Raw genomic sequence first — 25,245 nt, 5'->3', positions numbered from 1 at the left:
TCCCGAGGAGAAAGGAGCGGCGGTCATGACACGGCAGGACATCCGCCCCGTTCAGATATTCGCAGCCGCAGCGCCATCGCTCGGATCGCTTGCGATAACCATCGCCCTGATGTTTGCCGCGCTCTTCTGGCCAGCCGGCAGGCTCGATTGGCCGCGGGGCTGGATGTTTCTCGGCCTCTTTCTTGCGCTGACATTTGTCGCGATGATCTGGATCTGGCGCGTGAACCCGGAACTGTTTGCGGCGCGCAGCCGATACCAGAAAGGCACCAAGGCCTGGGACGCCGTGGTGGCGACACTGACGATCATCCTCTTTGCGGCCATTCTTCTTCCGGTCGGCGCCTTCGATGACGGGCGTTTCCATTGGGCGCCGCAGCCCGATTGGGTCGTTTTCATCGGCTATATCCTGATGACATCGGGCTATTTGGGCCCGACCTGGGCGCAGTCCGTCAACCGGCACTTCGAGCCGACGGTGCGCATCCAAACCGATCGCGACCATAAGGTGATCGACACCGGCCCCTATGCGGTCATCCGCCACCCCGGATACGCCTTCGCCATCGTGCTGGGCATCGGAATGGCGCTGTCGCTTGGCTCGCTCTACGCGCTGATCCCCGTGGGGCTGCTGGTCGTGGTGCTTTTCGGCCGGACGCTGGGGGAGGAGGCGGAATTGCGCAAGGGGCTCGAGGGATATGCCGAGTATATGGGGCGGGTGCGCTGGCGCTGGATTCCGGGGATTTGGTGAGCGCCAGACTTTACTTCTCTTCTTTGCAGGCGTGCCGTGGGACACCCATCACCTCTCTCCGGCCTCATCCTGAAGTAGCCCGCAAAGGGCCTCGAAGGGCGAGGACGCCCGCAATTCCCAGCTAATCACCCAATGACCTTCAGATCCCGCGCAAACCGCTGCCAGTTCGCCACATAATTTTCCGCCGAACGGCGAATACTCTCGACAGCCTTCTCATCCAGCACGCGCACGACGCGGGCAGGTGCTCCGACGATCAGGGAGTTGTCGGGAAATTCCTTGCCTTCGGTGACCAGCGCATTGGCGCCGACCAGGCAGTTGCTGCCGATCTTCCCGCCGTTCAGGATGGTGGCGCCCATGCCGATCAGCACGTTGTCGCCGAGCGTGCAGCCGTGGAGGATGGCGTGGTGGCCGATGGTGCAGCCTTTGCCCGTGGTCAGCGGGAAGCCCATGTCGGTATGGGCCATCACGCCTTCCTGGATGTTGGTGCCGGCGCCAATGGTGATCCGCTCATCGTCGCCGCGCAGCACCGAGCCGAACCAGATGCCGACATTCTCGCCGAGCTCGATGTCGCCGATCACATGCGCATCCGGCGCGATCCAGTGAAAGCCGGCGGGCGGTAGCTTCGGGGTCAGTCCGCCCAGGGCGTAGATCGGCATGGTATCCTCCGCTCAGATGACCTCGACCGACAGCGTTGCCACGCCGTCGATGCCGCAGGTGATGCGGTCGCCCCTGGCAACCGCGCCGACGCCGGCTGGTGTGCCGGTCATGATCACATCGCCCGGCGCCAGCACGAAGAGCTTCGAGAGCTCGGCGATGATCTCAGGCGCCTTCCAGATCATCTGGTTGAGGTCACCGTCCTGGACGCGCTTGCCGTTCTGCTCCAGCCAGATCCGGCCATCGGCGGGATGACCGAGGCGGCTTGCCGGCACGATCGCCGAGACGGGGGCGGAACGTTCGAAGGCCTTGGCGAGCTCCCAGGGGCGGCCGAGCTTCTTGGCTTCTCCCTGCAGGTCACGACGGGTGAAATCGATGCCGACGGCATAACCGTAAATGCAGTCGAGCGCATCTGCGGCCTGAATGTCAGCGCCGCCGGATCTCAGCGCCAGCACGCATTCGACCTCGTAATGCACATCATTAGAGAGCGGCGGATAGGGAAAAGCATTACCTGCCGGCAGCAGGTTATCGGCATTCTTCTGGAAGAAGAAGGGCGGCTCGCGGGAGGGATCATGGCCCATCTCGATCGCATGGTCAGCATAGTTGCGCCCGACGCAATAAACGCGTCGCACCGGAAAGCGCTCATCGGTGCCCTCGACCGGCAGCAGAACCGGTGCGGGGCGCGGAATGACGGTGGCGGGATGGGGCATGGCGGGCCTTCCTGTTCAACGAGTCTTTCGGTGATCTTAGACGGAAAACAGTGCGGCGGGGAAGCGTGCTTGACAGATTGACGCTGTTGCCGACGATCGATAACTTGCATTCATGAGCAGGATTTTCACAGTCTCCACGATGTCTACGACCACCGTTTGGCGGTGGGTGGCAGGCGCGTGAACTGAATTCCGTTCATTGCAGAAGACACCAACCCGCCGGAAACGAGCGGGCTTTTTGTTGCCGCTCGTCTCCCGCATTCGAGGACGAGAACATGGACGATATTGCGAAACAGATACTTGCCGAGCGGGCGCTCGCCGCCGCCCGCCGCTCTCTCGCCAGCCGCTATGCCGGGGCCGCCTTCGCCTATGTCTCCGGCTCCATTATGCGCGGCGAGGGGACCGAGTTTTCGGATATCGATCTGGTCGTCGTGTTTCCGGCGCTGGAAAGAGCTTGGCGGGAATCATTCACGGAGGACGAGTTTCCGGTCGAGACCTTCATCCATGATCCGCAGACGCTGGCGCATTATCTCCATCAGGATGCCGAGAGCGGTTATCCCATCATGGGCAATATGGTTACGACGGGCAGCATATTGGGGCCGGATTTCGAGCGTGCCCGCGCTATCCAGGAAAAGGCGGCAGGCATGCTGGCGGCGGGGCCGAAACCGCTGGCCGGTCCGACCTATGACGCGTTGCGCTATCAGGTGACTGATCTTGCCGACGATCTGCGCGGCAAGCGCCCGCCCGAAGAGGTTGCCGCCATTGCCGCACAACTCTACCAGAAGCTCGCCGATCTCATTCTGCTCGGGCATGGCCAATGGGCCGGCCGGGGAAAATGGGCGCCCCGTGTTCTCATCAAATTCGACCCGCAATTGGCGAGCGAATTCGACACGGCGTTCAGACTGGCGGTCCAGGGTGACGGAGCCCGGCTCCTCGATCTGGCCGACCGGACGCTCGCTTCGCACGGCGGCCGTTATTTTGATGGATACAGGCAGGACGCTCCGCTGGATGCGCGACGCCGGGAATAGACGTGCTGTCAGCGAAGGTAAGGCCCGAGAAAACCTCATCCTGAGATGCACTGTTAGGGGCTCGAAGGGCGGGTTGGGTGCGGCGACGTCGGGTGATTGCAAGGAGCGGCGTACGGCGTGTCCTTAGAGCTTCGGCCTTGGCCTGCGCGCCTCACGATGAGGAGCCCTGGAGGATGCCGCTTTACCTTCACCGGATGGGCGATTCTCGCATTGCGGCAAGAGACAGGGCATTCACCCCCGCGTGGTCATCCAGACCCCCACCATCGTCACCGCCAGGCCGATGAACATCGTTGCCGTCAGCGGCTCGGAGAAGAGAGCCCACGCCCATAACATGGTGACGGGCGGGCTGAGGTAGATGACGGCGCTGACCTGCGCCACCGGGAATAGCCGCAGACTGGTGTAATAGACGGAATAGGCGCAGAAGGTCGCAAACAGCACGAGCCATGCCATGCCGATGGCGAATTCGGCGGTCATCGGCGGGGCGATGTTGCCCTGCAGTAGGGCGCAGAGGGAAAACAGGGCCGAGCCGGTCAGCGTCTGGATGCAGAGGCTCTGGTGCACGGGCATATGCTCCGTGCGCCGGCGACGGTAGAGAACGGAGGCCAGCGCAAAAACCAGCATCGAGCCGACCGTCAGCCCATAGGCCCAGAACGGAGCTTCGCCGAAGCTCAGGCTTTCGAGCGAAACAAGCAATACGCCCGCCACCGCAATCGCCGTCCCCAGCCATTGCCGCCGCGTCAGCCGCTCGCCGAGGAGCGGTTGCGACAGGCAGGCAATCGCCAGCGGCAGGAGGTCGGAAATCAGCGCGACCAGCCCTGTCGGCACACGCTGCTCGATGGCGAGCGCGAAGCCGCCGAGATAGAGGAAGACCGACATCACGCCGAAGAGCATCTCACCGAACACGCCGCGCAGAGACATCCGCGGCCCGATGGCCAAGGCGAAGGGCAGCAGTATCAGACCCGAGAGAAGGGTGCGCCAGAACAGGACCAGCACGACGCTCGCCTCTTCACTGGCATAGCGGATGCCGACGAAACCGGAACTCCAGCTGATCACCAGAAGCGTGGCCAGAACCGGCCAGAGGAAGCGGTGATGCGGCGCGGATCGGGCGATGGCTTGATCGGTCATGGGATGCTCTATTTGATAAGTTCGTTGAGCCATAGGCCAAGCGGAACGGCATCGCACATGACAAATTTCGATCGCGATATGACACATCTGCCTATTTGTCGATGGTGGCTTGCAAGCGTCACGGCCTCCATGCATAGCTTGGCAATACAGTCAGCCGAGGGCTTCTCGTGACGGAACTCAACAGTCGACGATTGGAAATAGACGCGCTGCGCGTCCTGTGGTCCGTTCGCCGCCACGGCGGGATCACCCGCGCCGCCGAGGCGCTCGGCCTGTCGCAATCGGCCGTCAGCCACAAGATCAAGCGGCTGGAGACTAGCCTCGATTGCGACCTGCTGAGCCGCAGGCCGGGAGCGCCGATGTTTACCGCTGCCGGCGAGGATTTGCTCGATTATGCCGAACGCATCCTCGGCCTGCATGACGAAGCGCTTCTCAGCCTGACGAAAACGCCACTCGCCGGGCGCATCGCGCTGGGGCTGACCGAGGATACGACCTGCAGCGATCTGGCCCGGATATTGGGCCGGTTTCGACGGCTGCATCCCGATGTCGCCGTGCGCACCAAGGTCAGGATGAGCCTGGTGCTGAGGGCGATGCTGGAGCGGGGAGAACTCGACGCCGCAATCGTGCAGATCTTTGCCCACGAGGTTCGCCCGACCGACACCGTGCTTTTCCGCGAGCAGCTCTACTGGGTGAAGCATCCGGATCTCGTTCTGCCGCCGGGTGGCCCCATCCCTTTCCTGTCCTTCGACGACGAATGCTTCTACCGCCAATGGGCGCTCGATATCGGCCAGGATGGCGATACGCTGCTCGAAACGGTCTTCGAATGCGCAAGCGCCGCCGGCATCGTCTCGGCCGTCACCTCGGCCCTTGGCGTGGCGCTTCTCAACGGGCGCCACCTCCGCCCTGAGATGGAGATCATCACCAACCACCTGCCGGCGCCTCCCGCCTTGGCCTATGTCGTGCGCCGCGCCCGAAAGGCGCGAAATCCGGCGCTCGATACGCTGGTCGCCGAGATCGAGAATGAAATCAGCCGGTATGGCGGGCTGACTTTGGCGAGTTGATTTGCTGGTACTGGTCGGAAGCTTCCAGTGTGCAGCCTCCATCACAATTCTGCTTCCCATCGGTTGCAGTCAGTGGTCATGCCATCTCTTTAGGACAGCGAGCAAGTGAACGGCTCGCGCCATTGCAATACCCTGCCAGTTGGTTAAAGCTGAATTGTAATATTATTAAAACCAGAGGATGAAAGAAGAATGCCGGGGGCGCGATTTTTCAGAGCAAGCCATATTCTAATGCCCATACTTTCCGTAACTTTAGGTCTTTCCGGATGTGTCACTACCAAGAATGGTGTCCAGGTTTCCGCGGATCACAGTCGCGCCGTCAGTGGCGAGCGGACAAAAATGGGCCAGTCTTACAATTTGAATGCGGATTGCACCGCGGCGACGATGGCGAAGATAAAGTTGGTGCAAGCCCCGGCGCACGGTTCGGTTGAATTCGTTAACGAAAAGATTTCTTCACATTACCCGACAGGTGCCCCGCAGATCAGGTGCAATTCCAGGAAATCTCCTGGCGTGTCCGAATATTATACGTCCAACAGCGGATACTCTGGAAAGGATATGTATAAGGTCAGAGTGTCCTACGGCGAAGGAACCATCAAGGACGTAACCGTCAATATCAACGTGATAAAGAACTGACGTAAGCCGCCGGTACTTTCCAAATCGGTCGTTCAAGCGACGCAGTGGCGCATCTGCAGGTGCGCTGCCTTGGAAAATATGCCTAGCCGAGAGCACCTTGCTCCGCGCAAATCCTGTCGACCAGAGCATCCAGTTCACCCCGCGGCGGGCGGCTCTTCGCCATGCGCTGCTTGAGGTGCATGATCGAGTCGGCCAGGATTTCATCCAGGCTCTCGGCGCAGGTGAAATCGCCCGCCACGCGCTTGACCTTGGAGTTGTCGAAAATGGCCGTCCAGGCCTTGTCGCCAAGGAGAGGGCCGATCCATTCCGGATTGTACCGGATTAGCGTGTCGGTCGGCACGTGGACGATCTTCGCCTCGACGCCGAGCAGTCTGGCGATGGTCTTCTGGATGTCGTCCCAGGTATGGGCGCGGTCGGAGGTGATGTGGAAAATCTCGTTCAGCGCTGCTTGCTTGCCGAAAAGGCCGACGAAAGGCACGGCGAGATCGACTGAGCGGGTGAGCGTCCAGGGCGTGTGGCCGTCGCCCGCGACAATGATAGGCTCGCCATCCAGCATGCGTCTCGCCATGACGTCCGCGTCGCCCATCATGATCGGCAGGCCGGTGCGGACGGTGTGGCTGGGGCGGACGATCGTCCAGCCGAGGTTGCCGGATTTCTGGAGCAGTTCCTCGCAGGCGATCTTCGCCTGGCTATAGGGCCAGTAGGGATTGATCGCCGGCGTCTCCTCGGTGATCACGTAGTGACGCGGCGGTTTTTCATAGACCGAGGCCGAGGAGATGAAGATGTACTGGCCGCAATGGCCTGAGAATACCTCGATGTCGCGCCCAACCTGATCCGGCGTGAAGGCGATGAACTGGCAGACGACATCACAATTGGCCTTGGCGAGATCGGCATAGGCGCTCGATCCGAGCTCCCCGACGATCGAGGTTACCCCGGCAGGCAAGGCGGCGCTTCGCAAGCCGCGATTGAAGACGCTGACATGATGGCCCGCGGCAATGGCGCGTTCGACGCATGGATAGGAGATTTGGCCGGTGCCGCCAATGAAGAGAACTTTCAAAGCCATGGGGGTGACCTCGGGGTCTATGGGCAGGAACTGCGATCACCCTTCATAGCGCGAAAGAAGGTGGTCGTCTCCCGCAAATCTCCGCCGAGAGCATGGGGCCGAGAGCATAGGAATGAGCGGCGGCGGCAATACTTCGGATCGCCGCCGCGCGGACCGGGCAGCGCCTATGCATGTGCCTTGCGGCGGGCTGCGACGACGAGCCAGATCGAGGACAACAGGAAGTAGAAGGCGCCGAACCCGGCATAGGGCAAGATATCGAGGATCGTCGGCGCGGTGGCGGCAAACGACTGGCTGATCATGAAGCCACCGGCAAGGGCCGATTGCGCACCGCTCAGGATCATCACCCATTGGGCGCCGTAGGTGCGCCAGCGCCTCACGCCGGTATTGAGCTGCAACAGGCCCGAGAGGATCGCCCAAGCCCCGAACACGGCGAGGACCGCGTAGGTGCTATTGCTGAGCGCGATGATGACGGCGAGTGCCGTGACGGTGCTGACCGCGACATTCAGCGTCTGAGACGGGTTGGCCTGCAGGCCGCCGTTCACCCGGGCATCGATCAGATTGGCGAGCGCATCCCACAAGGGATAGGCCACCAGCAGAAAGGCCACGGCGCGTGGCTGCCCGGCAAGGAGGATGGCGGCGGCAATCCAGACCATCGAGAAGGCGGCGCGGGTGAAATAATAGGATCTCAGCCAGTTGGACTGGAAGGAGGCTGGAGTTTGCATCGGGAGATTCCTTATGATTTGCCTGCCTACTAGTAGGTAGATAGAAAGGTGGAGTCAACGCGCCGTCCGCACACTTTGTTGTGATAGCCGTGATGCAGTGAGAGGCTTGACAATCTGCCTACCAGAAGGTAGGCGACGTTATGAAATCAATGGCTTCGACGTCCGACAAAATCCTCGACATCGCGCAGTCGCTCATCGTGGCAGGAGGCTATAACGGCTTCAGCTATGCCGACATCTCGGCTGCGATCGGTATCAGGAAAGCGAGCATCCACCATCATTTTCCGACCAAGGCCGAGCTGGTCGCGGCGCTGGTGGAGCGCTACATCAACCAGGCGCAGGCGGGTCTGCAGTCGGTGCGCGAGCAGGCCGCAAGCCCGGCCGATCAGCTGCAATTCTATATCGGCTATTGGAACACATGCATTCGCGACGCCTCGCGGCCCTTCTGCGTCTGCGCGATGCTTGCCAGCGAAATGCAGATGCTGCCGGACGAGGTTGCCTCCCCTGTCCGCGCCCATTTCCAGGGTCTCGCGGCATGGCTTAGCTCAGTGCTACAGGACGGGGTCGAGCAGGGCCAGTTCCAGTTGGACAAGCGGCCGGAAGAGCAAGCGCAAATGCTGATGGCCTCGGTTCATGGGGCGATGCTCTCGGCGAGGGCGCTTGGCGATCCCGGGCTTTTCATCGCAGTCGTTGCCCCTGAAGTTGCGAGGCTGCGGGCAATCGGTCGCTAGGGCGTCGGACAATGATAAGCTGAGGCTCGTCGAGGCGTGACGTCCGGATATTCATATAGCGGTTTCCGGAATTGGATGAGAGATGCGCGAAAAGGAGTTCCATGGCGCTGCGTCGCCGGCGCCGAGGCAGACGACGAGGTTGAGGCTCAGAATTCCTCAGCCAGCGGACATTCATTTCCTGGCCGAACTTTTTTCACGTCCGGAACTGGTCGCGCATCGGCCCGTGCCCCGGCCGGACTCGCCGGAAGAAAGTGCGGCGCGGCTTGCGCGCGATATCAAGCATTGGAAAGAGCACGGCTTCGGGCGCTGGGCGGTCGAGACGGAGGGGGCGCTGATCGGTTTCGGCGGCGTGACCATTTCCCGAGATTTCGATGGCCTCAATCTTTCCTATCATCTGCAGCCCGAAAGCTGGGGGCGGGGCTATGCCACAGAACTGGTCAGAGAATCCCTGGCCTTTGCCTTTGACGACTTACATGTGGACCGTGAGATCGGGTTGGTCCGCTCGGCCAACGCCGCGTCAAAACAGGTTCTTGAGAAATGCGGCTTCCGTTTTGAACGCGAGGTCATGCTCCATGACGCGCCGACCAACCTCTATGCGATTGATGAACGTAGGATCTGATAGCAACGCTCACACCGAATGCCCTGCTATGGTTTCTTTCGCGCCATCTGCTGACGGCTCGGCTTGGTAGCGCTTGAATACGCCTGCACTCTCTGAGAGTGTGATCGAATTGCTATTGACTACAAGCGAGATGCTGAATGCGCATTTCTTCTCTACCGGAACCTCCATACTACATGGTGAGCTTTACGTCTCAGCGAACCGATATAGCCGACGGTTACGGTGAGATGGGTTATGCAATGACCGAACTCGCAAGTCGACAGCCGGGCTATCTTGGTTTCGAAAGTGCCCGCGGAGCAGATGGCTTCGGGATATTGATCTCTTACTGGAAGGACGAAGGAAGCATCCGCAATTGGAAGTCCGTCGTCGATCACGTCGAGGCACAGCGTCGAGGACGCCAAGATTGGTATTCCCGATATGAAATTCGCGTTGCGCTCGTGCAGCGGGCCTATGGGTTTGACATCGAGAAGCAGTCGATTACAGGCGATTGAGATCCTCCGGTTGCGTGAACCCCGCCCTGCAGATCCGTCATTCTCCGCCTTCGGTCAGCGCGTCCCTGACGATCGCATAATAGCCGGAAAGTTCGGGAATATCCGCGGCCAGTCTGTCGAAGACCACATCCAACGGCACCAGCGTCCCGGCATACTTCGCCTCGATGAAGGCCTGGTGGGCGGTGAGCGCTTCTGCGTCGGCCTTGTGCACGACGGTGAAGACGGGTGAGGGGACGGTGCGGCCTTTGACGATGATGCGGTCGAGTTCGACGACGGTGTAGGTGTCGGCGACGAGCCTTGCGGTTTCCTCACCGAGCAGGAGCGCTACGCCGTAATTCTTCGAAGCGCCTTCGAGGCGGGAGGCAAGGTTGACGCTGTCGCCAAGGCAGGAATAATCGAAGCGGCGGGTCGAGCCCATGTTGCCGACGATGCATTCGCCGGTGTTGATGCCGACGCCCATCTTCAAGACGTGCGGCTTGCGGCCAAGTGTGGCCGCCTCCCGCTCCAGCTGGGTATTCAACCTCGAAATCGCCGCCTGCATGGCGAGTGAGGCGCGCACGGCGTGAAGCGCGTGGTCGGGATCGTCGAGCGGCGCATTCCAGAAAGCCATGATGCAGTCGCCCATATATTTGTCGATCGTGCCGCCGTGATCCATCACCACGTCGGAGAGCGGCGTCAGCAGCCGGTTGATCAGGCCGGTCAGTTGCTCCGGATCGTCCTTCAGCGTCTCGGCAATGGTGGTGAACCCCCGCACATCGGAAAATAGCACCGAGAGCGTGCGCCGCTCGCCGCCGAGCTTCAGCTGCGAGGGGTCGTTCGACAGCCGCTTCACGAGATCGGGCGAGATATACTGGGCGAAGGCGCGGATGATCTGGCGCTTGTTGCGGCGCTCCTCGGCATAATCGAAGGCGGCTTGGCCGAAGACGACCGAGATATAAGCGATCGTGGGCCCGAGCGGCGAGACGAAGACATGGGCAAGCCGGATGCCGGCAAAGCTGACGGCCGCGAAGGCGAGGAGGGCCGCCGCGCTGGTCACGATCGTCAGCCATCCCGTCGAGCGCCAGACGGTTGTGGCGGCCAGCAGCACCGATATCAGGATGCAGGCGGCAACCGTCGGCAGGCGGGCTTCCGCGATCGACAGGCCCGCGCGGATATTGTCATAGATCGTCGCCTGAATCTCGACACCGGAGACGAGCTTGCCGGTGTGGACGGTATAGGGTGTCGCAAAGGCATCGACACCCCCCTTGTCGATCGCGGGCGCATTCTGCAGGCTGAGGCCGACGAGAACGACGCGGCCCTTGAAATAACCCGGCGGCAGCAAATTCTCAGGATCGAGCGCCTGGTAATAGGAGACGGTGGGATAGCTGCGGGCCGGGCCGAAGGATTGGATAAGCCGGCCGGCCGGCAAGTCCGCGTTTGCTGCTCCCGACGCCGCCTTCATCAGCATGGCGGCAAAGCCGTCCTCATAGCCCGGAATGCGCCGGAACATGCCATCGCCGCTGAGATCGATCGAGGCGATGCCGGTCACAGCACCCGCTTGCGTCAGCTGCGGCAGCGGTGTGGCACGGATCAGCTGCGACGCCTGCGGTGTTTCGATCAGCGTTTCATCGCCGGCGAGCACGACATCCGGGCCGACCGCCTTGGCGATCGCCGCGTCGTTGTCGGAGTTAGAGGGTTCGGCCATGATGATGTCGAGGCCGATGACGCGGGCGCCGGCCGCACGCAGCTGGTTCACGAGCGCGGCATGCAGGCTGCGCGGCCAAGGCCATTGCGCATTGATATCGGCAAGCGAAGGCTCATCGATCGCAACGATGACGGGCCCGTCCGCGGGCGGACGGGGATCGTCGACGGTCGAGAGATAGTCGAAGCTTCTGAGTTCCAGCAGCGACCAGGCGGGCAGGCGCGACAGCAGCGAAATGGCGATCAGCGTGGTCAGCGACAGCACCAGCAGCCTCAGATGCCGGCTCCTGATCTGCCTGGCCTGCCGAGGCTTGTCCCGCACCCGCATCAGAAGCGGACTTTGAGCGTGCCCTTGAAGGCGCGGCCCCAGCCGGGCACGCCCGGCGTGATCTCGAAATCTTCGTCGAGCAGATTATAGGCGGATGCCTCCAGCGCCATGCGCTTGTCGAATGGTTCCCAGATCAAGTGGGCGTCGAGGCTCCAGTAATCGTCGAGTTTCGTGCCGAACCGATCGCCGTCGCGCTCGCCGATATAGTTGGCGGCAACCGTTGCCTTGACCTTGGCTTCATTGACCCAGGTCAGCGCAATCTGCCCGGAATTCTGCGGTATGAAAGGAAGGGGGCCGCCATAGATCGGCTCAAGCGGATCCCTGTTTTCCGAATCCATATAGGCGTAGGTGGCCGAAAGGCCGAAACCGTTGCCGAGCGCGACGTTGGCGGTGACGGCAGCGCGATCGATGCTACCGCGTGAGATTGGCAGGCTGGTATCCGAGGGAAGCGAGATCAGCGGAAAATCGATCGAGAAATCATGCAGTTCCTGATGCTGGTACTCGACCGAAGTGAAGAAGCGGTCGGTCCATTCGGCATCCCATTGCAGCGCTACCGTATCGGTGTAGCCTTCGATGCCGACCGAGAACTGGTTTGGCTGCAAGCCGAGGATGCCGATCGGGGCAAGGGTTGCAACGCCGGTATCGAGGCTCTGGCGCATGAAGGCGGCGCGCAGCCAATGGTTCTGGACGGGCGCCCAAGCAAGGCCGAAACGCGGCTCCAGCCGGCTGATATCGATGCCGTCGCCCTCCAGGCGCGTGGCGAACAGCGCATATTCGCCCTTCAGATCGGGCGTGATCTCGTGCAGCACGTCGACATAGGCGCGGCCAATGTTGACGCGGTTGCTGAATGTATCCGGGCCATCCGTGATTTCAGGAAAGATCGGGACAAGGGGAACAAGTTCATGAAGACGGGAGAACGTCGTCACGCTGGAATCGACCCAGCCACCTTCGATCCCGTATCGCCAGGTCAGCGGTCCACTGCCGATAGAATGGCTCAGAGCTGCAATATAGGTTCTGGAGGACAGATCCTCGCTGGTGTCCAGGAAGGGGATAATATCGGGATCGGGCAAGCCGAGAAGCAACGAATCATCAAACCGAAGGGCGCTTGTTGTCTGCGATTTGCTTTCCGAATAGAGCAAGGCACCGTTCAATATGTTTTCATAGCCGAAGGTATGGCTCCAGCCGACGCCGGCATTGGTCCTCTCGATGACATCGCGCCGGTCGGTATATAGAGGCAGGTCGATGGTCCGAATCGGCACGCCTCCGAAGATGAGAAGGTCTGTCAGCGCCGTACTTTCCGACTGCGCGTTTAACGTTCCATCGTTTTTGCCATGGTTCACGAAGGTCACCACGCGATCGTCAGGCGTGACGGTTGCCGTCAGATAGCCGTTGGCGCTCAGCAGTTTATTGTCGGTCGCATATCCACCGACGTCACGGTAGTCGCCATCGAGCGCTAGCTCTTCCCAGGTCAGGTTGCCGTAGAAGCTGATGGGAATCGTCGCGTTCGAATAGCCCTGGATTTCGGCTTCGCCGATGCGCCGCGTGTGGCCGTCGACGCTGTTGATGCCGCCGCCGAGCGAGCCTTCGATGAAGGGCACTTCGAACAGCGATGCGGAGCGCGAACGGCCGGACAGCATGTGCGGAGAGAGAAGCAAGCCCTGGATGAAGGAGGAGTAGCTCGACGCGTTGCCACGGTTCTGGATGACATTGTCGTCGCTGAAGCTCGTCGCGTTGACGAAAGGGAAGATGCTGCCCTTGATCGACTGATCGATATAACCGCTGCCTTTGAAAGGATCGAAGACGGCATCACCATAATAGCGGCCCCAGGCATCCAGCCCCTGCAGGCGGAAGGCGTCGTTCAGCGTCGAGCCGGCGCTCGCATTGGCGCCGAGCGCGCTGTAATCGCCGCCGCGCGCCCTGGAGCGGCGGAGAAACTCCTGCGCATTGCGGATCGCGCCCTCGGCGTCATAATCGTCGATGTCGACGGCGGTGCGGAAGGCCGGAATGACCGGATCGTTCTTGTCGAGCCGGTCGGCATTGTCGAGCGCCTGCTCGGAGGGGATGCGGTCGCCCTTTTCGTAATGGGCGGCGGCGAGCATCAGCTGCGATTGAGAATGCGCCGGATTGGCGGTGCTGGCCGCCAGCAGGTCGTCCAGGGCCTTATCGCGCTCGCCGGTCTGCAGGTAGTAGCGGCCGCGGGCGAGAAGGGCGATGTCGAAGCCCGGATCGGCGGCGAGTGCCGCATCAATCTCCCGCTTGGCATCCTTCATCCTTGACTGGTCGAGATAGAGGATGGCGAGATTGGCGTGGGGGACGGGATCTTGCGGGTCGAGCGCGATCGCCTTGAGGAAGGCAGCTTCTGCCTCGCCATTGGCATCGCGGGCGCTCTGCAGCAGGCCCATCGAGTTCAGCGACCCGGATGCGCCGGGCGCAAGCTCGATGGCGCGGTTCAGGTCGGCAAGGGCGCCGTCGATATCGCTCTTGTATCCGGCCTTGTAGGCGGCACGCGCGGCAAGGGCGATTGGATGGTTCGGGTCGAGCGCCAAAGCACGGTCGACCGCCTGCTGCATTTGTTCGCGATCGTCGATCAACTGTGCGAGTTGGGCACGGATCGCGGGCAGGGTGGGATCGTCGGGAAAGCGTTTCTCGGCTTGCCTGATGATGTCGATGGCGGCGCGGGGATTTTCCAGGAAGCCTGCCGTATAGGCCTGCATGATCGCGCCATAGGGGCCGACAGCTTCCGATGGCGGTTTTTCGACATGGGCGGGATCGGCAAGCGAGCGGGCGAAATAGCCGCCATATTGCGCCATGCTGCGGCGGGCCGGGTCGAGATGCGGCATCGCCGATGCAAACAGCCTTGCGGCGTCGTCATAACGCTTTTCGGAACCGGCGATGGTGGCGTCGATCAGGTCGGCACGCGCCTTCTGGGCCGATGTCAGCTTGCGGCGGCGAACCTCCTGGAGGGTTGCTGCCGCCACTTGCCTTCCGTCGAAGGCGCTCTGCACTTCGGCGAGCACCAGCCAGTCCTCGGTGGTGCGGCGCTCGGGCGGCAAGGCGAGCAGCCGGCGACGTTCGTCGGCCATGCGGCCTGCCGGCAGCGGCGAGGTCGGCATCAGGCCGAAGCCGTCGCGCAGGTTCAGGTAAAACAGCATCTGCTCGCGGTCATCAGGCGTGACGATGACGAGCTTGCGCGGCGCCTGGCCAATGGTCGCCACCGCTCCTTCGCCCTCGTTCACCTCGACACTGCCCTGCGGGTTGCTGAGCGCCACGCGGCCTTCGAGCACGATCATCGAGGTTTTGCTGCCCTCGACGGTCATCGTCCAGTCCGTGCCGCGGATGGCGGCTGCGGCCGCAGGGGTCTCGACCGTCAGGCCCTGGCCGCCGCGCTCGGCACGCGCCCAGATCGTTCCCGATTGCAGCTCCAGTGTCGTGTCGCCGGTGGCGGCCATTTTCTTGACCTGCAGCGATGAATTGCGGCCGAGGCGAACCTGGGTGTGATCGGAAAAGACGATGGCGAGCTGGCCGTTGGCATTGGTGCGCAGCACGTCGCCGGTCAGGAGATCCTGATTGATGTCGACGACACGCCAATTCGACACGTCGATAAAGCGGACCTCTTCGCCGGTCTTGCGGGCGATGACGGAGCCGGCGACCGGTGTTGCACGCTGCAGCGGCTCGGCCATCGCCGGCGGTGCGAAACCAGGCAGAGCAAGCGCCAGCGCCACTCCTGCGCGAAAGATGTGTTTGGAATGCCCCCGCATGACCTCAACCCCATATCCCGCTTCCCCTTTGTCGGTGTAGAAAAGAAAAGTCAAGCTCGTTGCACACGTGTTCTTGCTTTCTCTGCCAAGTGTAATATCAGGGAAACACTTGAGGGTGGAGTATTCACGTGAGCGACTTCGAAACTGCAACTGAGGTTATGCTGAGTCAGCCGTCGAGCGCGGATATAGGTGTCGAGTATTTCGACCATATCAAGAAAATCAATGATATATTTTACGATCAGATCAAGATATCCGATCAAAAGGCCGCCTATATCTTTACCTTTATGCTGGCTTTCCTGGTAAGTTCCAGCGAGGTGAGGGCGGTCTTCAGCCCGGCGCGTTATATCGCCGGCACGTCGGGGAGCATGCTGTTTTCTGGCCTGCTGGCCGCAGCCTCGGTCTTTTCCATTCTGTCGGCGATCCTCGTGGTGCTGCCGCGCCGTCTCGATACCTCGACCTCGCTGTTCTGGGGCGCCTGGCACAACCACCGCGATCTGTTCTTCGACGCGGCGCTCAGGCGTGACGAGCGCTATCTCTTCGATCAATATCTCGAAAACGCCAACATCCTCTCCACCATCGCCCGCAACAAATACCGCTGCGTCACCTTCGCGTTTCGCGGGTTGATGGTGAGTGTCATTGCTTATGTGTTGTTGTTGGTGGCGGTGTGAGGTGCTGTTGGCGATTGGGCCTATTGGTTGGCTGGCGCCAGCGACCTTCTTCGTCACCCGTATCGTTTGAGGTTGCGATGGGGAGACGAACCCGATGCCAGCCCCTCACCCTAACCCTCATATGCGCTAGGTTAGGGCTGGACATGAGGAATCTGGTTATGATTCAAGCTTGGGATGACGATTCGTCCTGAGATTTTGGATCATTGGTCGGAAGTGAGCGCTTGGCTTCCGGCGGGTTTTGACCTGGAAGCAACGGCGCGGTTGCGCGGCGCTTTCACGCGGGTGCGGGAAATCAAGAACGCCGAGACGCTGTTGCGGCTGGCGCTTGCCTATGGCGGCCTTGGTATGTCGCTACGCGAGACCTGTGCATGGGCCGAAGCGGGCGGGATCGCCCGCTTGTCCGACCCATCGCTGCTCGAGCGGCTATGCAAAGCAGCCCCTTGGCTTGGCGACATCGTGGCCACGCTGATTGCCGAGCAGACTAAGGTGCCGGCAGGGCGCTGGGCGGGGTATCGCTTGCGTGTGCTCGATGGAACGTCGATCTGCCACCCGGGCGCTGACCGCACGACGTGGCGGTTGCATGTCGGCTACGACCTGGCAACGGCTCAGGTCGATCAGCTTGAGTTGACCGACATCCATGGTGCCGAGAACCTTCAGCGCCTCACCTACGCACCCGGTAATATCGTGCTGGCCGATCGCTACTATGCAAGACCGCGCGATCTGCGGCCCGTGATCGACGCCGGCGCAGACTTCATCGTGCGGACCGGCTGGAACTCGTTGCGGCTGTTGCAGCCGAATGGCGATCCCTTTGATCTGTTTGCCGCGCTCGCCGCTCAGCAAGAACAGGAAAGTGAACTCAAGGTTCGTATCCACGAAGGCGTGAAGGCGGCGACGCCACTGGTCCTGCGCCTGGTTATCCGGCGCAAGGATCCGCAACAGGTGGAAGCCGAGCACAAACGCCTGCTCAAGGACGCCAGCAAGCGCGGCAAACAACCCGATCCGCGCAGTCTGGAGGCGGCGAAGTACATTCTGCTGCTGACCTCGCTGCCGGCCGCCACCTTCCCGCCGACAGATATTCTCACCCTTTATCGCTTCCGTTGGCAAATCGAGCTGGCGTTCAAACGGTTCAAGAGCCTGGCCGGCCTCGACAGCTTGCCGGCCAAGAAGCCAGAACTGGCGCAGGCTTGGCTCTACGCCAGACTGATCGTGGCCATCATCGCCGAACAGATTGCCGGGCAAGTCCCGGACTCTCCCCCCTCTGGATACGCCAATCCCACAGGCAAGCCCGTCACGCTGGCGTCTCATGAAGATAGCCCTGAGCACCATTCACGCCGCCATCCGCGGATTGCTGCTGTGGCAGGCCGTCTGTAATCTCGTCACCCGAAGTCGGCGCCACCTCTGTGAGCCGCCACGCCGACGTCGAAAACAATGCGATTATCTGAATGCTCGCCTAACCTAGCGCATATGACCCTAACCCTCTCCCCGTTCTGACGGGGAGAGGGGACGTGCCCTGCGAGACGTTGGCGAGGAACGGAGAGGTCGCGGCATATCCCCTTCGCCCCGCGTGCGGGGAGAAGGTGCCGGCAGGCGGATGAGGGGCGGCCCGCTTTCAACCATCGACCTCAAGAACAAGCTCAAGTTCGACAGGCACGCCAAGCGGCAGGCTGGCGACGCCGAGGACGACTCGGCCGGAGAGCTTTTCCTCGCCGAAGACCTGGAGCAGCATTTGCGACGCTCCGTCCGCGACCTTCGGATGATCGCGGAAATCGCCTTCGGTGGCGATGTAGACGCCGAGCTTGACGACTTTTGCGACCCTGTCCAGCGAGCCGAGATAGTCCTTGGCGGCCGCAAGTGCGCTGAGCGCCGCCGTTTCGGCGGCTTTCCTGCCGTCTTCAGCCGTCAGGACGCCACCGACGCGGCCGATATAGCGCGGCTCGCGGTTGATAACCGGCAACATGCCGCTGAAGAAGACCAGATTGCCTGATCTGACCGCCTCGACATAGGCCCCCAGGGGTGTCGGCTGGGGGGGAAGCACAATGCCGAGTTCCTGCAGCCGTCGTTCCGCGCCGGCTGCCAACGCTTTCACTTGGTTTACCATTTGCCCAGATGTGCGCCGCCGTCGACGTGCAGCACCTCCCCGGTTACGCGCGGAGCTTCGGTTAGGAAGACGACCGCATCGACAATTTCCTCGACGTTGGAAATGCCAGCCATCGGCGACAGCGTGCTCAGGAAGTCCTTCGGATTGTCCTTGTGCAGCGGCGTGTCCACGACACCGGGAGCGACAATATTGAAGCGAATTCCTTGGTTCGCATATTCCATCGCCAGGTTCTTGGAGATGGCGTTGATGCCGCCCTTTGTCATCATCGACACCGAGGCGGAGAAGCCGGCGATCGGGTGATCGGTCAATGGCGTGGTGATGCTGACGACGCTGCCGCCGGTTTTCTGTGCGAGCATCTGTGCGACGACCCGTTGCGTCAGGTGGATGAAGCCCTCGAGATTGGTCGACGACAACTTCCTGAAGTCGTCCATGGTGAAATCGACGAACGGCTTGGCCAGGAAGATACCGGCATTGTTGACGAGGGCGTCGATCGAGCCGAACCGGGCGATCGCGGTTTTAGCTACCTGTGCCGCGGTCTCGGCATCGCCGATGTCGCCGTCGACAACCGCCAGTCTTTCCGAAACTTGAAAGGCATCCGAGGCGCTGACCTGGCGCGAGGTGGCGACAACATTGTAGCCGCGCTCGATGAAGGCGTTGACGAGCCCGGCTCCGATACCCTGGGAGGCGCCCGTGACGATGACAGTCTTTCTCGTAGTCATGTTGAACTCCATAATTTGGTCGGGCAACGGAGGTCTTGCGCTTGCGAGGCCGGGTCGCTCGAGACGGGGCGGCTGCGAATGCGCCTCCATCGGGTTGTGATTGTTTTCGCAGGGTGAATATGGCGAAAACTTCATTCCCCGATTAGATGGAAATATCTGGAATCTCTTTTGCATCCATGCAAAAATGGCGACATGGCAGACCTCAACGACATCGCCGTTTTCGTGACGGTGGCGCGGTACGGCAGCTTCAGCCGCGCCGCCCATTCCCTCGGCATGCCGGTGTCGACCGTCAGCCGGAAGGTGACGTCGCTGGAGGAGCAACTCGGCGTGACGCTGCTGCAGCGGACGACCCGCAAGCTCAGCCTGACCGCCCAGGGCCGTGCCTATTTTGATCAGTGCAGCGAGCCGCTCGCCCATCTTATGGACGCCGAGCAGGCACTGACGGAAACACAGAGAAAGCCGGAAGGCTTGCTGAAGATCTCCGTGCCCGTCATCTTCGGGCAGGAGGTCTTCTACGAATTCGTTTCGGCTTTCCTGAAGACCTATCCCGAAATCCGGATCGATCTCTTCGTCACCAACCTGTTCCTCGATCTGATCGCCGAGAATATCGATCTCGGCATCCGCTTCGGCGAGCTCAAGGATTCCTCGATCGTCGCGCAGCGGCTTGGAAAGAGCGTGCGCTATCTGGTCGCCGCGCCGGACTATATGAAGGGTAGGGCGCCTCCCTCAAAGCCCGAAGACCTGAAGGACCACCAGTGCGTGCTGCTGAACGGCCGCAACGGCGAAGCGGAATGGCATCTCGTCAGCGGCCGCAAATCGGTCCGCCAGCAGGTGTCGGGGCCGGTCTCGAGCCGGGATTTCGAGGCGGTGAGCGCCTTCACTTATCGAGGACACGGGATCGGGCTGTTGCCTTCCACCTATTGCGACGAGCAGATCAAAAGAGGCGAACTGATCCGCCTGCTGCCGGACTGGTCCTCGGAGGAAATTTTCGTGCATGCGGTCTATCCCACACGCCGCTTCCTGCCCCTGCGCCTGCAGGTCTTTCTGGAGGCGCTGAAGGCGTGGAAGACGCCCTTGTGGCTTCCCCTGCATTGAGCCTCCTGATGCCATCACCGAAAATTGAAGCCGCGCACCTGGGCGGGAGTCCCGAGTCGATCCAGCTGTGTTAGAGTTCGCTGACTTAGATGGCGCGGGGATTTGCCGATGCTGACGACAGTTGCGGTGCTCATGGGTCTTTCCGGCCTCGTCCCGACAGCGCAGGCAGCGGCAAACGAGGTCGACGTCAGCCTCGTACTTGCCGTCGACACCTCGCGGTCGATGGATTTCGAAGAGATCGGCATTCAGCGCGAGGGCTATGTCGAGGCGCTCAAGCACAAGGAATTCCTTGATGCGGTTAAAGGCGGTCTGACCGGCCGCATTGCCATCAGCTATTTCGAATGGGCAGGCTATGTCGTCGAGGATTCGGTGATCGACTGGCAGGTGATCGAGACGGAAGAGGACGCGATCGCTTTTGCCGGCAAGCTCGAAGCTCGGCCGGTCGCCACGCAACGGCGTACTTCCATATCCACGGCGATCAGCCAGGGCGCCAGCATGATCATCGCCAGCCCGTTTCGGGGCAGGCGGGAGGTCATCGACGTTTCCGGCGACGGCCCGAACAACTCGGGCAATCCGGTCACGCCGGCCCGAGATAGGGCGGTTGAAGCCGGGATGATCATCAATGGCCTTGCCATCATGCTGCGGCCCTCCGATGCCCCCAACGGGCTCGACACATATTATGCCGACTGCGTGATCGGCGGCCCCGGCGCCTTCGTCCTGCCGGTCCGCAAGATCGAGGATTTCGCCGTTGCCGTGCGCCGCAAGCTGGTGCTGGAGATCAGCGGCCTTTCGCCACCGGTGACGGTGCAGAGAATTGCCGGCGCTGACACCGGTACCGACTGCCTGATCGGCGAAAAGCAGTGGCGGGACATGTTCGAGCGCTGAGTTGCGCGCTGCGGATGCGACTTGGGATGCAATGACATGCCGTATGGTTCCCCGGCCGTCCTCCAGCGGGGCGGGTGCTCCCAGCGTCTGCCGCCTCCTACAATGGCAGCTCTCTGCCGGCTTGTTCGCTGACCATGTATTCGGCGTACCAGTCCGCCCAGCCTTCGTCATGCTTGCCGCCGTTGCGCTTCTCGTGTTCGCCGTGGGCGATTGACGCGCGGCGGAGGGCGGACGCCAGGTCGCTCGAAGTCGCAAAGGCCGTCTCATCGGCGTCGATGCGTCCCGGCAGGCGCGCGGTGACTTCCTGGAACAGCCAGCCGTTGCCGTCGGGATCCTTGAACGAAGCGAAAGAGCGATAGCTGCGGTGCTCGGGATCGCGGCCGGCGACGCGCAGCCGCCCGAACAGATAGGGCTCGTCCTTACCGGCATAGACGCCGGCAGCGTCATGGAACACGTCGCTGACTTCGATGCCGCGGGCAATGAGATCGCGGCGGGCGGCCTCGATGTCGGAGACGATGAGGTAGAGCCCCTGGGCGGATCCGGGCGGCGCCGCGGTAACGTTCTTGCCGAAAATGATCGCGCAGCCGGAGCCGGGCGGGGTAAACTGGATCACCCGGAAATCGGCATCATTGGCAAAGTCGGCGTCAAGCCGCCAGCCCAGGCTCTGGTAAAAGCGTTTGGCGCGATCGACGTCGGCAACGGGGATGACGACCACTTCGAGTTTGGTGTCGACCGGCCGTGTTTTCGGAATTTCGATGGGGGGTTCACTGCGCATTGCATTGCTCATCTTCAGCTCCTTGAGGTTTGGATGCATTAAGAATGGCGATACATGTCGGCGATGAGTGGACCACAGCGCGGCGAGGGCGTCGAATCAATTATTCTGTCGAAATAGACCCGGTGAGACGGCGGGATCGATCCCGCCGCCTCGGTTCGAAGGAGCCGCCTTCTTACGCGGCAAGAGCGGCGCGAGTCTTCCCGATGGTGAGCGCGGCCTTTGCGGCCTCACGTCCCTTCTCGACGAAGTGCGCGCGATAGATCTGCTTATGGTGTTCGGTTTCCTGATATTGATGTGGCGTCAGCGAAACCGACAGCACCGGCACGCCGGTATCCATGCCGGCGCGCATCAGCCCATCGACCACGGCCTGGGCGACGAATTCGTGGCGATAAATTCCGCCGTCGACAACGAAAGCGGCGGCAATGACGGCGCCGTAGCGGCCGGTTGCGGCGAGGTCGCGCGACAGCAACGGCATTTCGAACGCGCCTGGAACATCGAACACATCGACCTGCTCGGGCGGCACGAGCTGGTAGAAGCCGTCAAGGGCGCGGTCGACGATGTCGGCGTGCCAGCTGGCTTTGATAAAGGCATAACGGGTGGGTGTCATGGTAATCTCCTTTGGCGAACAGACACATCACCCAAGGCGATCACGAACGTCCCCGACAGCCGCAAGGGCGGCAGGAACGTACGTTCTCTTTCATCCGGACTATAACCGTCGGCTCAGGCATCTCACCTGATCTGCTGACCCTTCCGAAGAAGGCGCTCGCGGGCTCGCAATCGAAACTGCATACCGCCGGTAGGGACTTTCACCCCGCCCTGAGAACGGCGGGGACAATAGGGGCAAGGTGGCGGGCTGGCAATAGGGTGAAATGCTTTCATTGTGGGGGTGAGCGACAATAGGAGCGAGTGCGCAGAGCGCGAGCGAAGGACACAGTGAGCAGCCGGCGTCGGAGAGGAATGTCGCCGTCGCCCTTGCTGAGTGTACACGTTTGCCTACATGCTTCCGATGAGGACACCCACGTCAAAACAGCATGACCCGCTGATCCCGCCTGAGGCGAGGGCAGCGCCATAGCAAACCATGGGAGAGAGACATGCAAGATCCCCTCGTCGTTCACCGCGAGGCGCATATCGCGGCGCCGCCGGCCGCGGTGTTTGCGCTGATGACCGACCCGGAAAAGATTCTGCGCTGGATGGGGACGGAGGCTCAGGTCGAGCCGCAGCCGGGCGGGCTCTACCTCGTCAACGTTACCGGCGCCCGCTTTGCGCGCGGCTCGTTTCGCGAGGTGGTGCCGGTTCATCGCCTTGCCTACAGCTTCGGCTGGGACGGCAGCGAGGTGGTGCCGCCGGGCTCCAGCCTGGTCGAGATCGACCTGATCGAGCAAGGGGGCGGAACGCTGCTGCGGCTCACCCATAGCGGCCTGCCGAGCGCCGATCAATGCGCCGGCCATGCCGAAGGCTGGGCGCATTATCTCGGGCGGCTGATCGAGGTCGCCGCCGGGCGCGATCCGGGTCCTGACCGTTTTCATGGCAGGACATGAACGATGTCTTGCAGGTGGCGTGGCGACCTGAAGCGCCTGTCGGTGCGGGCAAAGCGGCCGGTTGGAGTCCGATCGGCCGTCTGAAAGCGCTCGTTTTCTACCCGCAAACATGAACGCACAGTTCATCCCCAGTTCAATTTGGCAGCCCTAGGGTGGTCATGGCTGGATTGAATTGGAGTTCGTTATGAAGGCACTTTCTATCGCGGCTGCCTTGCTCGCTGGCAGCCTTTCGATCGGCACGGCTGAGGCGATGCCGATGGGGACAATCAATGTAGAGAGCAAAGTCACAAGCGATGTCACGAAGGTCGACTACGCCTGTGGCCGCGGCTGGCATCTGACCCGCTGGGGTGAATGCCGGCGCAGCTGGCGACGCCCGCCGGTGGCTTACTACTACGGTGGCCCGCCCCGCTGGGGCTGGGAGCGGCGCCACGGGGGTTGGGATGGCCCGCGCGGCCGCCATGAGCGGCGCTGGGATCGCGACCGCCGCTGGCGTGATGATGACTAAGACCCTCGTTCAGAGGTAAATATCGAGAGGCCGGTGCGATGTTTCGCCCGGCCTTTTTCATGAAAGCTGGCAATTGTCCGGTTCGGTCAGATCGTGCTGACGAGCCAGTGTTTGCCGTCGATCAATTCTTCGAGTTCGACAGGATCCTTGACGCCGAATTCATACCATTCGACAAGTTCCTTCGCCTTGCGGCTGCTCTCCTCCGCGGTCAGCTCGACCTGATACCTTTCGCACCACCGCCGAAGGATCGACGTCAGCAGCGTCATGTCATTGCCATCCAGCGGATCTTTCGGCCAGAATATCGTGCCCATGTACCCCTCAATCACACGATGACGAATGCCGCATATATGGAATCAAAACCGCGCAAGTTTAAAGTGTTATTTTTCGTTTTGCTCTGAGATGAGATTCTCGACAGGATCAGGGCCTCGGGAGGGGTTCTTGCGGACCTCCCGGAGCGATGTCATGTTGCGGCATGGATCTGCCGTCTCCCCTTGCCTGGCTGGTTGACGAGGCCGGTGCCTCGCCTGGTCCCGAACGATTTCTGGCCGAGCTCGGGCGCCGGCTTTTGGCTGACGGCCTGCCGCTTTCGGGCGGCGCGCTGACGCTTTCGGTGCCGCATCCGATCATCGCACGGCGCACCTGGCTGTGGCGGGCCGAGACCGGGGCCGTCATTGAGGCCTTGGCCTTTGCTGCAGCTCCGCAGAGCGAGGCCGGGCGCGAGTGGCTGGCCGGGCTCGGGCCGGTGTGGGAAGAGAGGATCGGGCGGGATAATCAGGCATCGGATGGCCCGCTGCTCGGCTGGGCGGGGGTTGCCAACGGGGCAGGGGACAGCGCATTCGGCCCGGCCGAGATCAGCAGGCTGCGCGAGGTCGCGCGTTTTGCTGCCGCGCCGCTCGCCGCACTTGCTGCGCGGGAGGCGCGGGCCGCGCTGCTTGAAGCCTATCTCGGCCGGCGCAGTGCCGCCCGGGTGCAGGCCGGCGCACTTGCCCGCGGCACCGGCGAGACCATCCGCGCCGCTCTTCTTTGTGCCGATCTTCGCGACTTCACCGCGCTCTCCGAGGTGACCGAGCCGCATGCGATGATTGCGATACTCGACGCCTATTTCGACCGCGTCGCCGGCGCCGTGCACGCCTTCGGCGGCGAGGTGCTGAAATTCATCGGCGACGGCGTGCTGGCGATCTTTCCGGTCACGCCTGCTGCAGGCGAGGCCCAGGGCGACCGTGACGCCTGCGAGGCCGCATTGCGGGCCGTTGCCGCCAGCCGTGCCGGCATGGCCCATCTCGACCAGCTGCGCCAGGCGCAGGGGCTGGCGCCGTTGCCGTTCGGCGCATCGCTGCATTTCGGGGAGATCCTGTGGGGCAATATCGGCGCGGCCGACCGGCTGGACTTTACCGCTATCGGCCCCGCGGTCAATCTGGTCAGCCGGCTGGAAGGGCTCTGCAAACCGCTCGGCCGAACTGTGCTGATTTCCGGCGCGGTTGCCGCGAATACGACGACCGCCTTGATGCCGCTCGGAGAACACAGCCTCCGCGGCATCGCCGACCCTTGCGCGGTCTTCACCCTGCGGGAGGATTGAGCCTGCGGGCAGGCGCATCATTTTTGCAAAGAAATGTTTGCAAATATATGTTTGCAATT

At 62.0% G+C, this 25,245-nt stretch carries 25 protein-coding genes and 1 riboswitch; of the genes, 13 read left to right on the top strand and 12 right to left on the bottom strand.

The window, feature by feature from the left end:
* Positions 1-25 precede the first annotated feature (25 nt).
* Positions 26-739, top strand: a complete 714-nt coding sequence (locus tag RLEG4DRAFT_RS23535) for a methyltransferase family protein (protein ID WP_003580535.1) — start codon at positions 26-28, stop codon at positions 737-739.
* 125 nt (positions 740-864) lie between these two features.
* Here RLEG4DRAFT_RS23535 and RLEG4DRAFT_RS23530 read toward each other — a convergent pair whose 3' ends face one another.
* Positions 865-1,395, bottom strand: a complete 531-nt coding sequence (locus tag RLEG4DRAFT_RS23530; protein WP_003580534.1) for a gamma carbonic anhydrase family protein — start codon at positions 1,393-1,395, stop codon at positions 865-867.
* A gap of 12 nt (positions 1,396-1,407) precedes the next feature.
* Positions 1,408-2,103 (bottom strand): fumarylacetoacetate hydrolase family protein, encoded by a 696-nt coding sequence (locus RLEG4DRAFT_RS23525; RefSeq protein ID WP_003580533.1) that lies wholly within the window; start codon positions 2,101-2,103, stop codon positions 1,408-1,410.
* A gap of 272 nt (positions 2,104-2,375) precedes the next feature.
* Here RLEG4DRAFT_RS23525 and RLEG4DRAFT_RS23520 point away from each other — a divergent pair, with 272 nt between their 5' ends.
* Complete coding sequence (locus RLEG4DRAFT_RS23520; RefSeq protein WP_003580532.1) at positions 2,376-3,128, top strand: nucleotidyltransferase domain-containing protein; 753 nt, start codon at positions 2,376-2,378, stop codon at positions 3,126-3,128.
* Between the two features lie 231 nt (positions 3,129-3,359).
* Here RLEG4DRAFT_RS23520 and RLEG4DRAFT_RS23515 read toward each other — a convergent pair whose 3' ends face one another.
* Positions 3,360-4,253, bottom strand: a complete 894-nt coding sequence (locus RLEG4DRAFT_RS23515; RefSeq protein ID WP_003580531.1) for a DMT family transporter — start codon at positions 4,251-4,253, stop codon at positions 3,360-3,362.
* Between the two features lie 167 nt (positions 4,254-4,420).
* On the opposite strand from RLEG4DRAFT_RS23515, the gene RLEG4DRAFT_RS23510 reads away from it, so the two are divergent.
* The gene (locus RLEG4DRAFT_RS23510) at positions 4,421-5,311 is read left to right on the top strand and encodes a LysR family transcriptional regulator (RefSeq protein WP_003580530.1); all 891 of its coding nucleotides are present in this window, start codon (positions 4,421-4,423) and stop codon (positions 5,309-5,311) included.
* A 712-nt stretch (positions 5,312-6,023) separates the two neighbouring features.
* On the opposite strand, the gene RLEG4DRAFT_RS23500 is transcribed toward RLEG4DRAFT_RS23510, so the two are convergent.
* Positions 6,024-7,004, bottom strand: coding sequence for an SDR family oxidoreductase (locus RLEG4DRAFT_RS23500; RefSeq protein ID WP_003580528.1), 981 nt, complete (start codon positions 7,002-7,004; stop codon positions 6,024-6,026).
* 164 nt (positions 7,005-7,168) lie between these two features.
* Positions 7,169-7,726, bottom strand: coding sequence for a DUF308 domain-containing protein (locus RLEG4DRAFT_RS23495; RefSeq protein ID WP_003580527.1), 558 nt, complete (start codon positions 7,724-7,726; stop codon positions 7,169-7,171).
* Between the two features lie 140 nt (positions 7,727-7,866).
* Between RLEG4DRAFT_RS23495 and RLEG4DRAFT_RS23490 the strand changes: the two genes are divergently transcribed.
* From RLEG4DRAFT_RS23490 to RLEG4DRAFT_RS23480, 3 genes are all read left to right on the top strand, one after another.
* Complete coding sequence (locus RLEG4DRAFT_RS23490; RefSeq protein WP_003580526.1) at positions 7,867-8,454, top strand: TetR/AcrR family transcriptional regulator; 588 nt, start codon at positions 7,867-7,869, stop codon at positions 8,452-8,454.
* A gap of 82 nt (positions 8,455-8,536) precedes the next feature.
* Positions 8,537-9,073 carry a GNAT family N-acetyltransferase gene (locus tag RLEG4DRAFT_RS23485; protein WP_003580525.1) on the top strand — a complete coding sequence of 179 codons (537 nt, stop codon included), beginning with the start codon at positions 8,537-8,539 and terminating at the stop codon, positions 9,071-9,073.
* A 137-nt stretch (positions 9,074-9,210) separates the two neighbouring features.
* Positions 9,211-9,561, top strand: a complete 351-nt coding sequence (locus RLEG4DRAFT_RS23480; protein WP_003580524.1) for an antibiotic biosynthesis monooxygenase family protein — start codon at positions 9,211-9,213, stop codon at positions 9,559-9,561.
* Between the two features lie 37 nt (positions 9,562-9,598).
* Here the strand turns inward: RLEG4DRAFT_RS23480 and RLEG4DRAFT_RS23475 are convergent, their stop codons facing one another.
* Complete coding sequence (locus RLEG4DRAFT_RS23475; RefSeq protein ID WP_003580523.1) at positions 9,599-11,569, bottom strand: CHASE2 domain-containing protein; 1,971 nt, start codon at positions 11,567-11,569, stop codon at positions 9,599-9,601.
* Complete coding sequence (locus RLEG4DRAFT_RS23470; protein ID WP_003580522.1) at positions 11,569-15,327, bottom strand: FecR domain-containing protein; 3,759 nt, start codon at positions 15,325-15,327, stop codon at positions 11,569-11,571. Before RLEG4DRAFT_RS23470 ends, RLEG4DRAFT_RS23475 begins: the two co-directional genes overlap by 1 nt.
* Positions 15,328-15,455: 128 nt before the next feature.
* Here RLEG4DRAFT_RS23470 and RLEG4DRAFT_RS23465 point away from each other — a divergent pair, with 128 nt between their 5' ends.
* Together RLEG4DRAFT_RS23465 and RLEG4DRAFT_RS23460 are read left to right on the top strand one after the other, a co-directional pair.
* Positions 15,456-15,995 (top strand): Pycsar system effector family protein, encoded by a 540-nt coding sequence (locus RLEG4DRAFT_RS23465; protein ID WP_003580521.1) that lies wholly within the window; start codon positions 15,456-15,458, stop codon positions 15,993-15,995.
* A gap of 174 nt (positions 15,996-16,169) precedes the next feature.
* Positions 16,170-17,366 carry an IS4 family transposase gene (locus tag RLEG4DRAFT_RS23460; RefSeq protein ID WP_003580302.1) on the top strand — a complete coding sequence of 399 codons (1,197 nt, stop codon included), beginning with the start codon at positions 16,170-16,172 and terminating at the stop codon, positions 17,364-17,366.
* A 238-nt stretch (positions 17,367-17,604) separates the two neighbouring features.
* On the opposite strand, the gene RLEG4DRAFT_RS23455 is transcribed toward RLEG4DRAFT_RS23460, so the two are convergent.
* Both RLEG4DRAFT_RS23455 and RLEG4DRAFT_RS23450 read right to left on the bottom strand, forming a co-directional pair.
* Entirely contained in the window at positions 17,605-18,093 is a 489-nt protein-coding gene (locus tag RLEG4DRAFT_RS23455; RefSeq protein WP_003580520.1) for a RidA family protein, read from the bottom strand.
* Positions 18,087-18,812 carry an SDR family NAD(P)-dependent oxidoreductase gene (locus RLEG4DRAFT_RS23450; protein ID WP_003580519.1) on the bottom strand — a complete coding sequence of 242 codons (726 nt, stop codon included), beginning with the start codon at positions 18,810-18,812 and terminating at the stop codon, positions 18,087-18,089. The genes RLEG4DRAFT_RS23455 and RLEG4DRAFT_RS23450 overlap by 7 nt, the downstream gene beginning before the upstream one ends.
* 192 nt (positions 18,813-19,004) lie before the next feature.
* Between RLEG4DRAFT_RS23450 and RLEG4DRAFT_RS23445 the strand changes: the two genes are divergently transcribed.
* Together RLEG4DRAFT_RS23445 and RLEG4DRAFT_RS23440 are read left to right on the top strand one after the other, a co-directional pair.
* Entirely contained in the window at positions 19,005-19,907 is a 903-nt protein-coding gene (locus RLEG4DRAFT_RS23445; RefSeq protein WP_003580518.1) for a LysR family transcriptional regulator, read from the top strand.
* 108 nt (positions 19,908-20,015) lie between these two features.
* Positions 20,016-20,792: a DUF1194 domain-containing protein gene (locus tag RLEG4DRAFT_RS23440; protein ID WP_003580517.1), complete on the top strand. Its 777-nt coding sequence runs from the start codon at positions 20,016-20,018 to the stop codon at positions 20,790-20,792.
* Between the two features lie 97 nt (positions 20,793-20,889).
* Here the strand turns inward: RLEG4DRAFT_RS23440 and RLEG4DRAFT_RS23435 are convergent, their stop codons facing one another.
* Both RLEG4DRAFT_RS23435 and RLEG4DRAFT_RS23430 read right to left on the bottom strand, forming a co-directional pair.
* Positions 20,890-21,579: a VOC family protein gene (locus RLEG4DRAFT_RS23435; protein ID WP_003580516.1), complete on the bottom strand. Its 690-nt coding sequence runs from the start codon at positions 21,577-21,579 to the stop codon at positions 20,890-20,892.
* A 160-nt stretch (positions 21,580-21,739) separates the two neighbouring features.
* Positions 21,740-22,174 (bottom strand): 6,7-dimethyl-8-ribityllumazine synthase, encoded by a 435-nt coding sequence (locus RLEG4DRAFT_RS23430; RefSeq protein ID WP_003580515.1) that lies wholly within the window; start codon positions 22,172-22,174, stop codon positions 21,740-21,742.
* Positions 22,175-22,252: 78 nt separating this feature from the next.
* Positions 22,253-22,395: riboswitch (FMN riboswitch) on the bottom strand.
* 263 nt (positions 22,396-22,658) lie between these two features.
* On the opposite strand from RLEG4DRAFT_RS23430, the gene RLEG4DRAFT_RS23425 reads away from it, so the two are divergent.
* Positions 22,659-23,105 (top strand): SRPBCC family protein, encoded by a 447-nt coding sequence (locus RLEG4DRAFT_RS23425; protein WP_003580514.1) that lies wholly within the window; start codon positions 22,659-22,661, stop codon positions 23,103-23,105.
* Between the two features lie 184 nt (positions 23,106-23,289).
* On the top strand, positions 23,290-23,610 hold the full coding sequence (locus tag RLEG4DRAFT_RS23420; protein WP_003580513.1) for a GCG_CRPN prefix-to-repeats domain-containing protein: 321 nt from the start codon (positions 23,290-23,292) through the stop codon (positions 23,608-23,610).
* An 86-nt stretch (positions 23,611-23,696) separates the two neighbouring features.
* On the opposite strand, the gene RLEG4DRAFT_RS23415 is transcribed toward RLEG4DRAFT_RS23420, so the two are convergent.
* A complete protein-coding gene (locus RLEG4DRAFT_RS23415; protein WP_003580512.1) occupies positions 23,697-23,921 on the bottom strand; it encodes a hypothetical protein in 225 nt (74 codons plus the stop codon).
* Between the two features lie 161 nt (positions 23,922-24,082).
* Between RLEG4DRAFT_RS23415 and RLEG4DRAFT_RS23410 the strand changes: the two genes are divergently transcribed.
* The gene (locus RLEG4DRAFT_RS23410; protein WP_037094060.1) at positions 24,083-25,186 is read left to right on the top strand and encodes an adenylate/guanylate cyclase domain-containing protein; all 1,104 of its coding nucleotides are present in this window, start codon (positions 24,083-24,085) and stop codon (positions 25,184-25,186) included.
* Positions 25,187-25,245 lie beyond the last annotated feature (59 nt).

It is taken from the genome of Rhizobium leguminosarum bv. trifolii WSM2297 (assembly GCF_000271845.1).
Note: the sequence above shows the minus strand (reverse complement) of the source record. Positions and strands in the feature narration are given on the sequence as shown.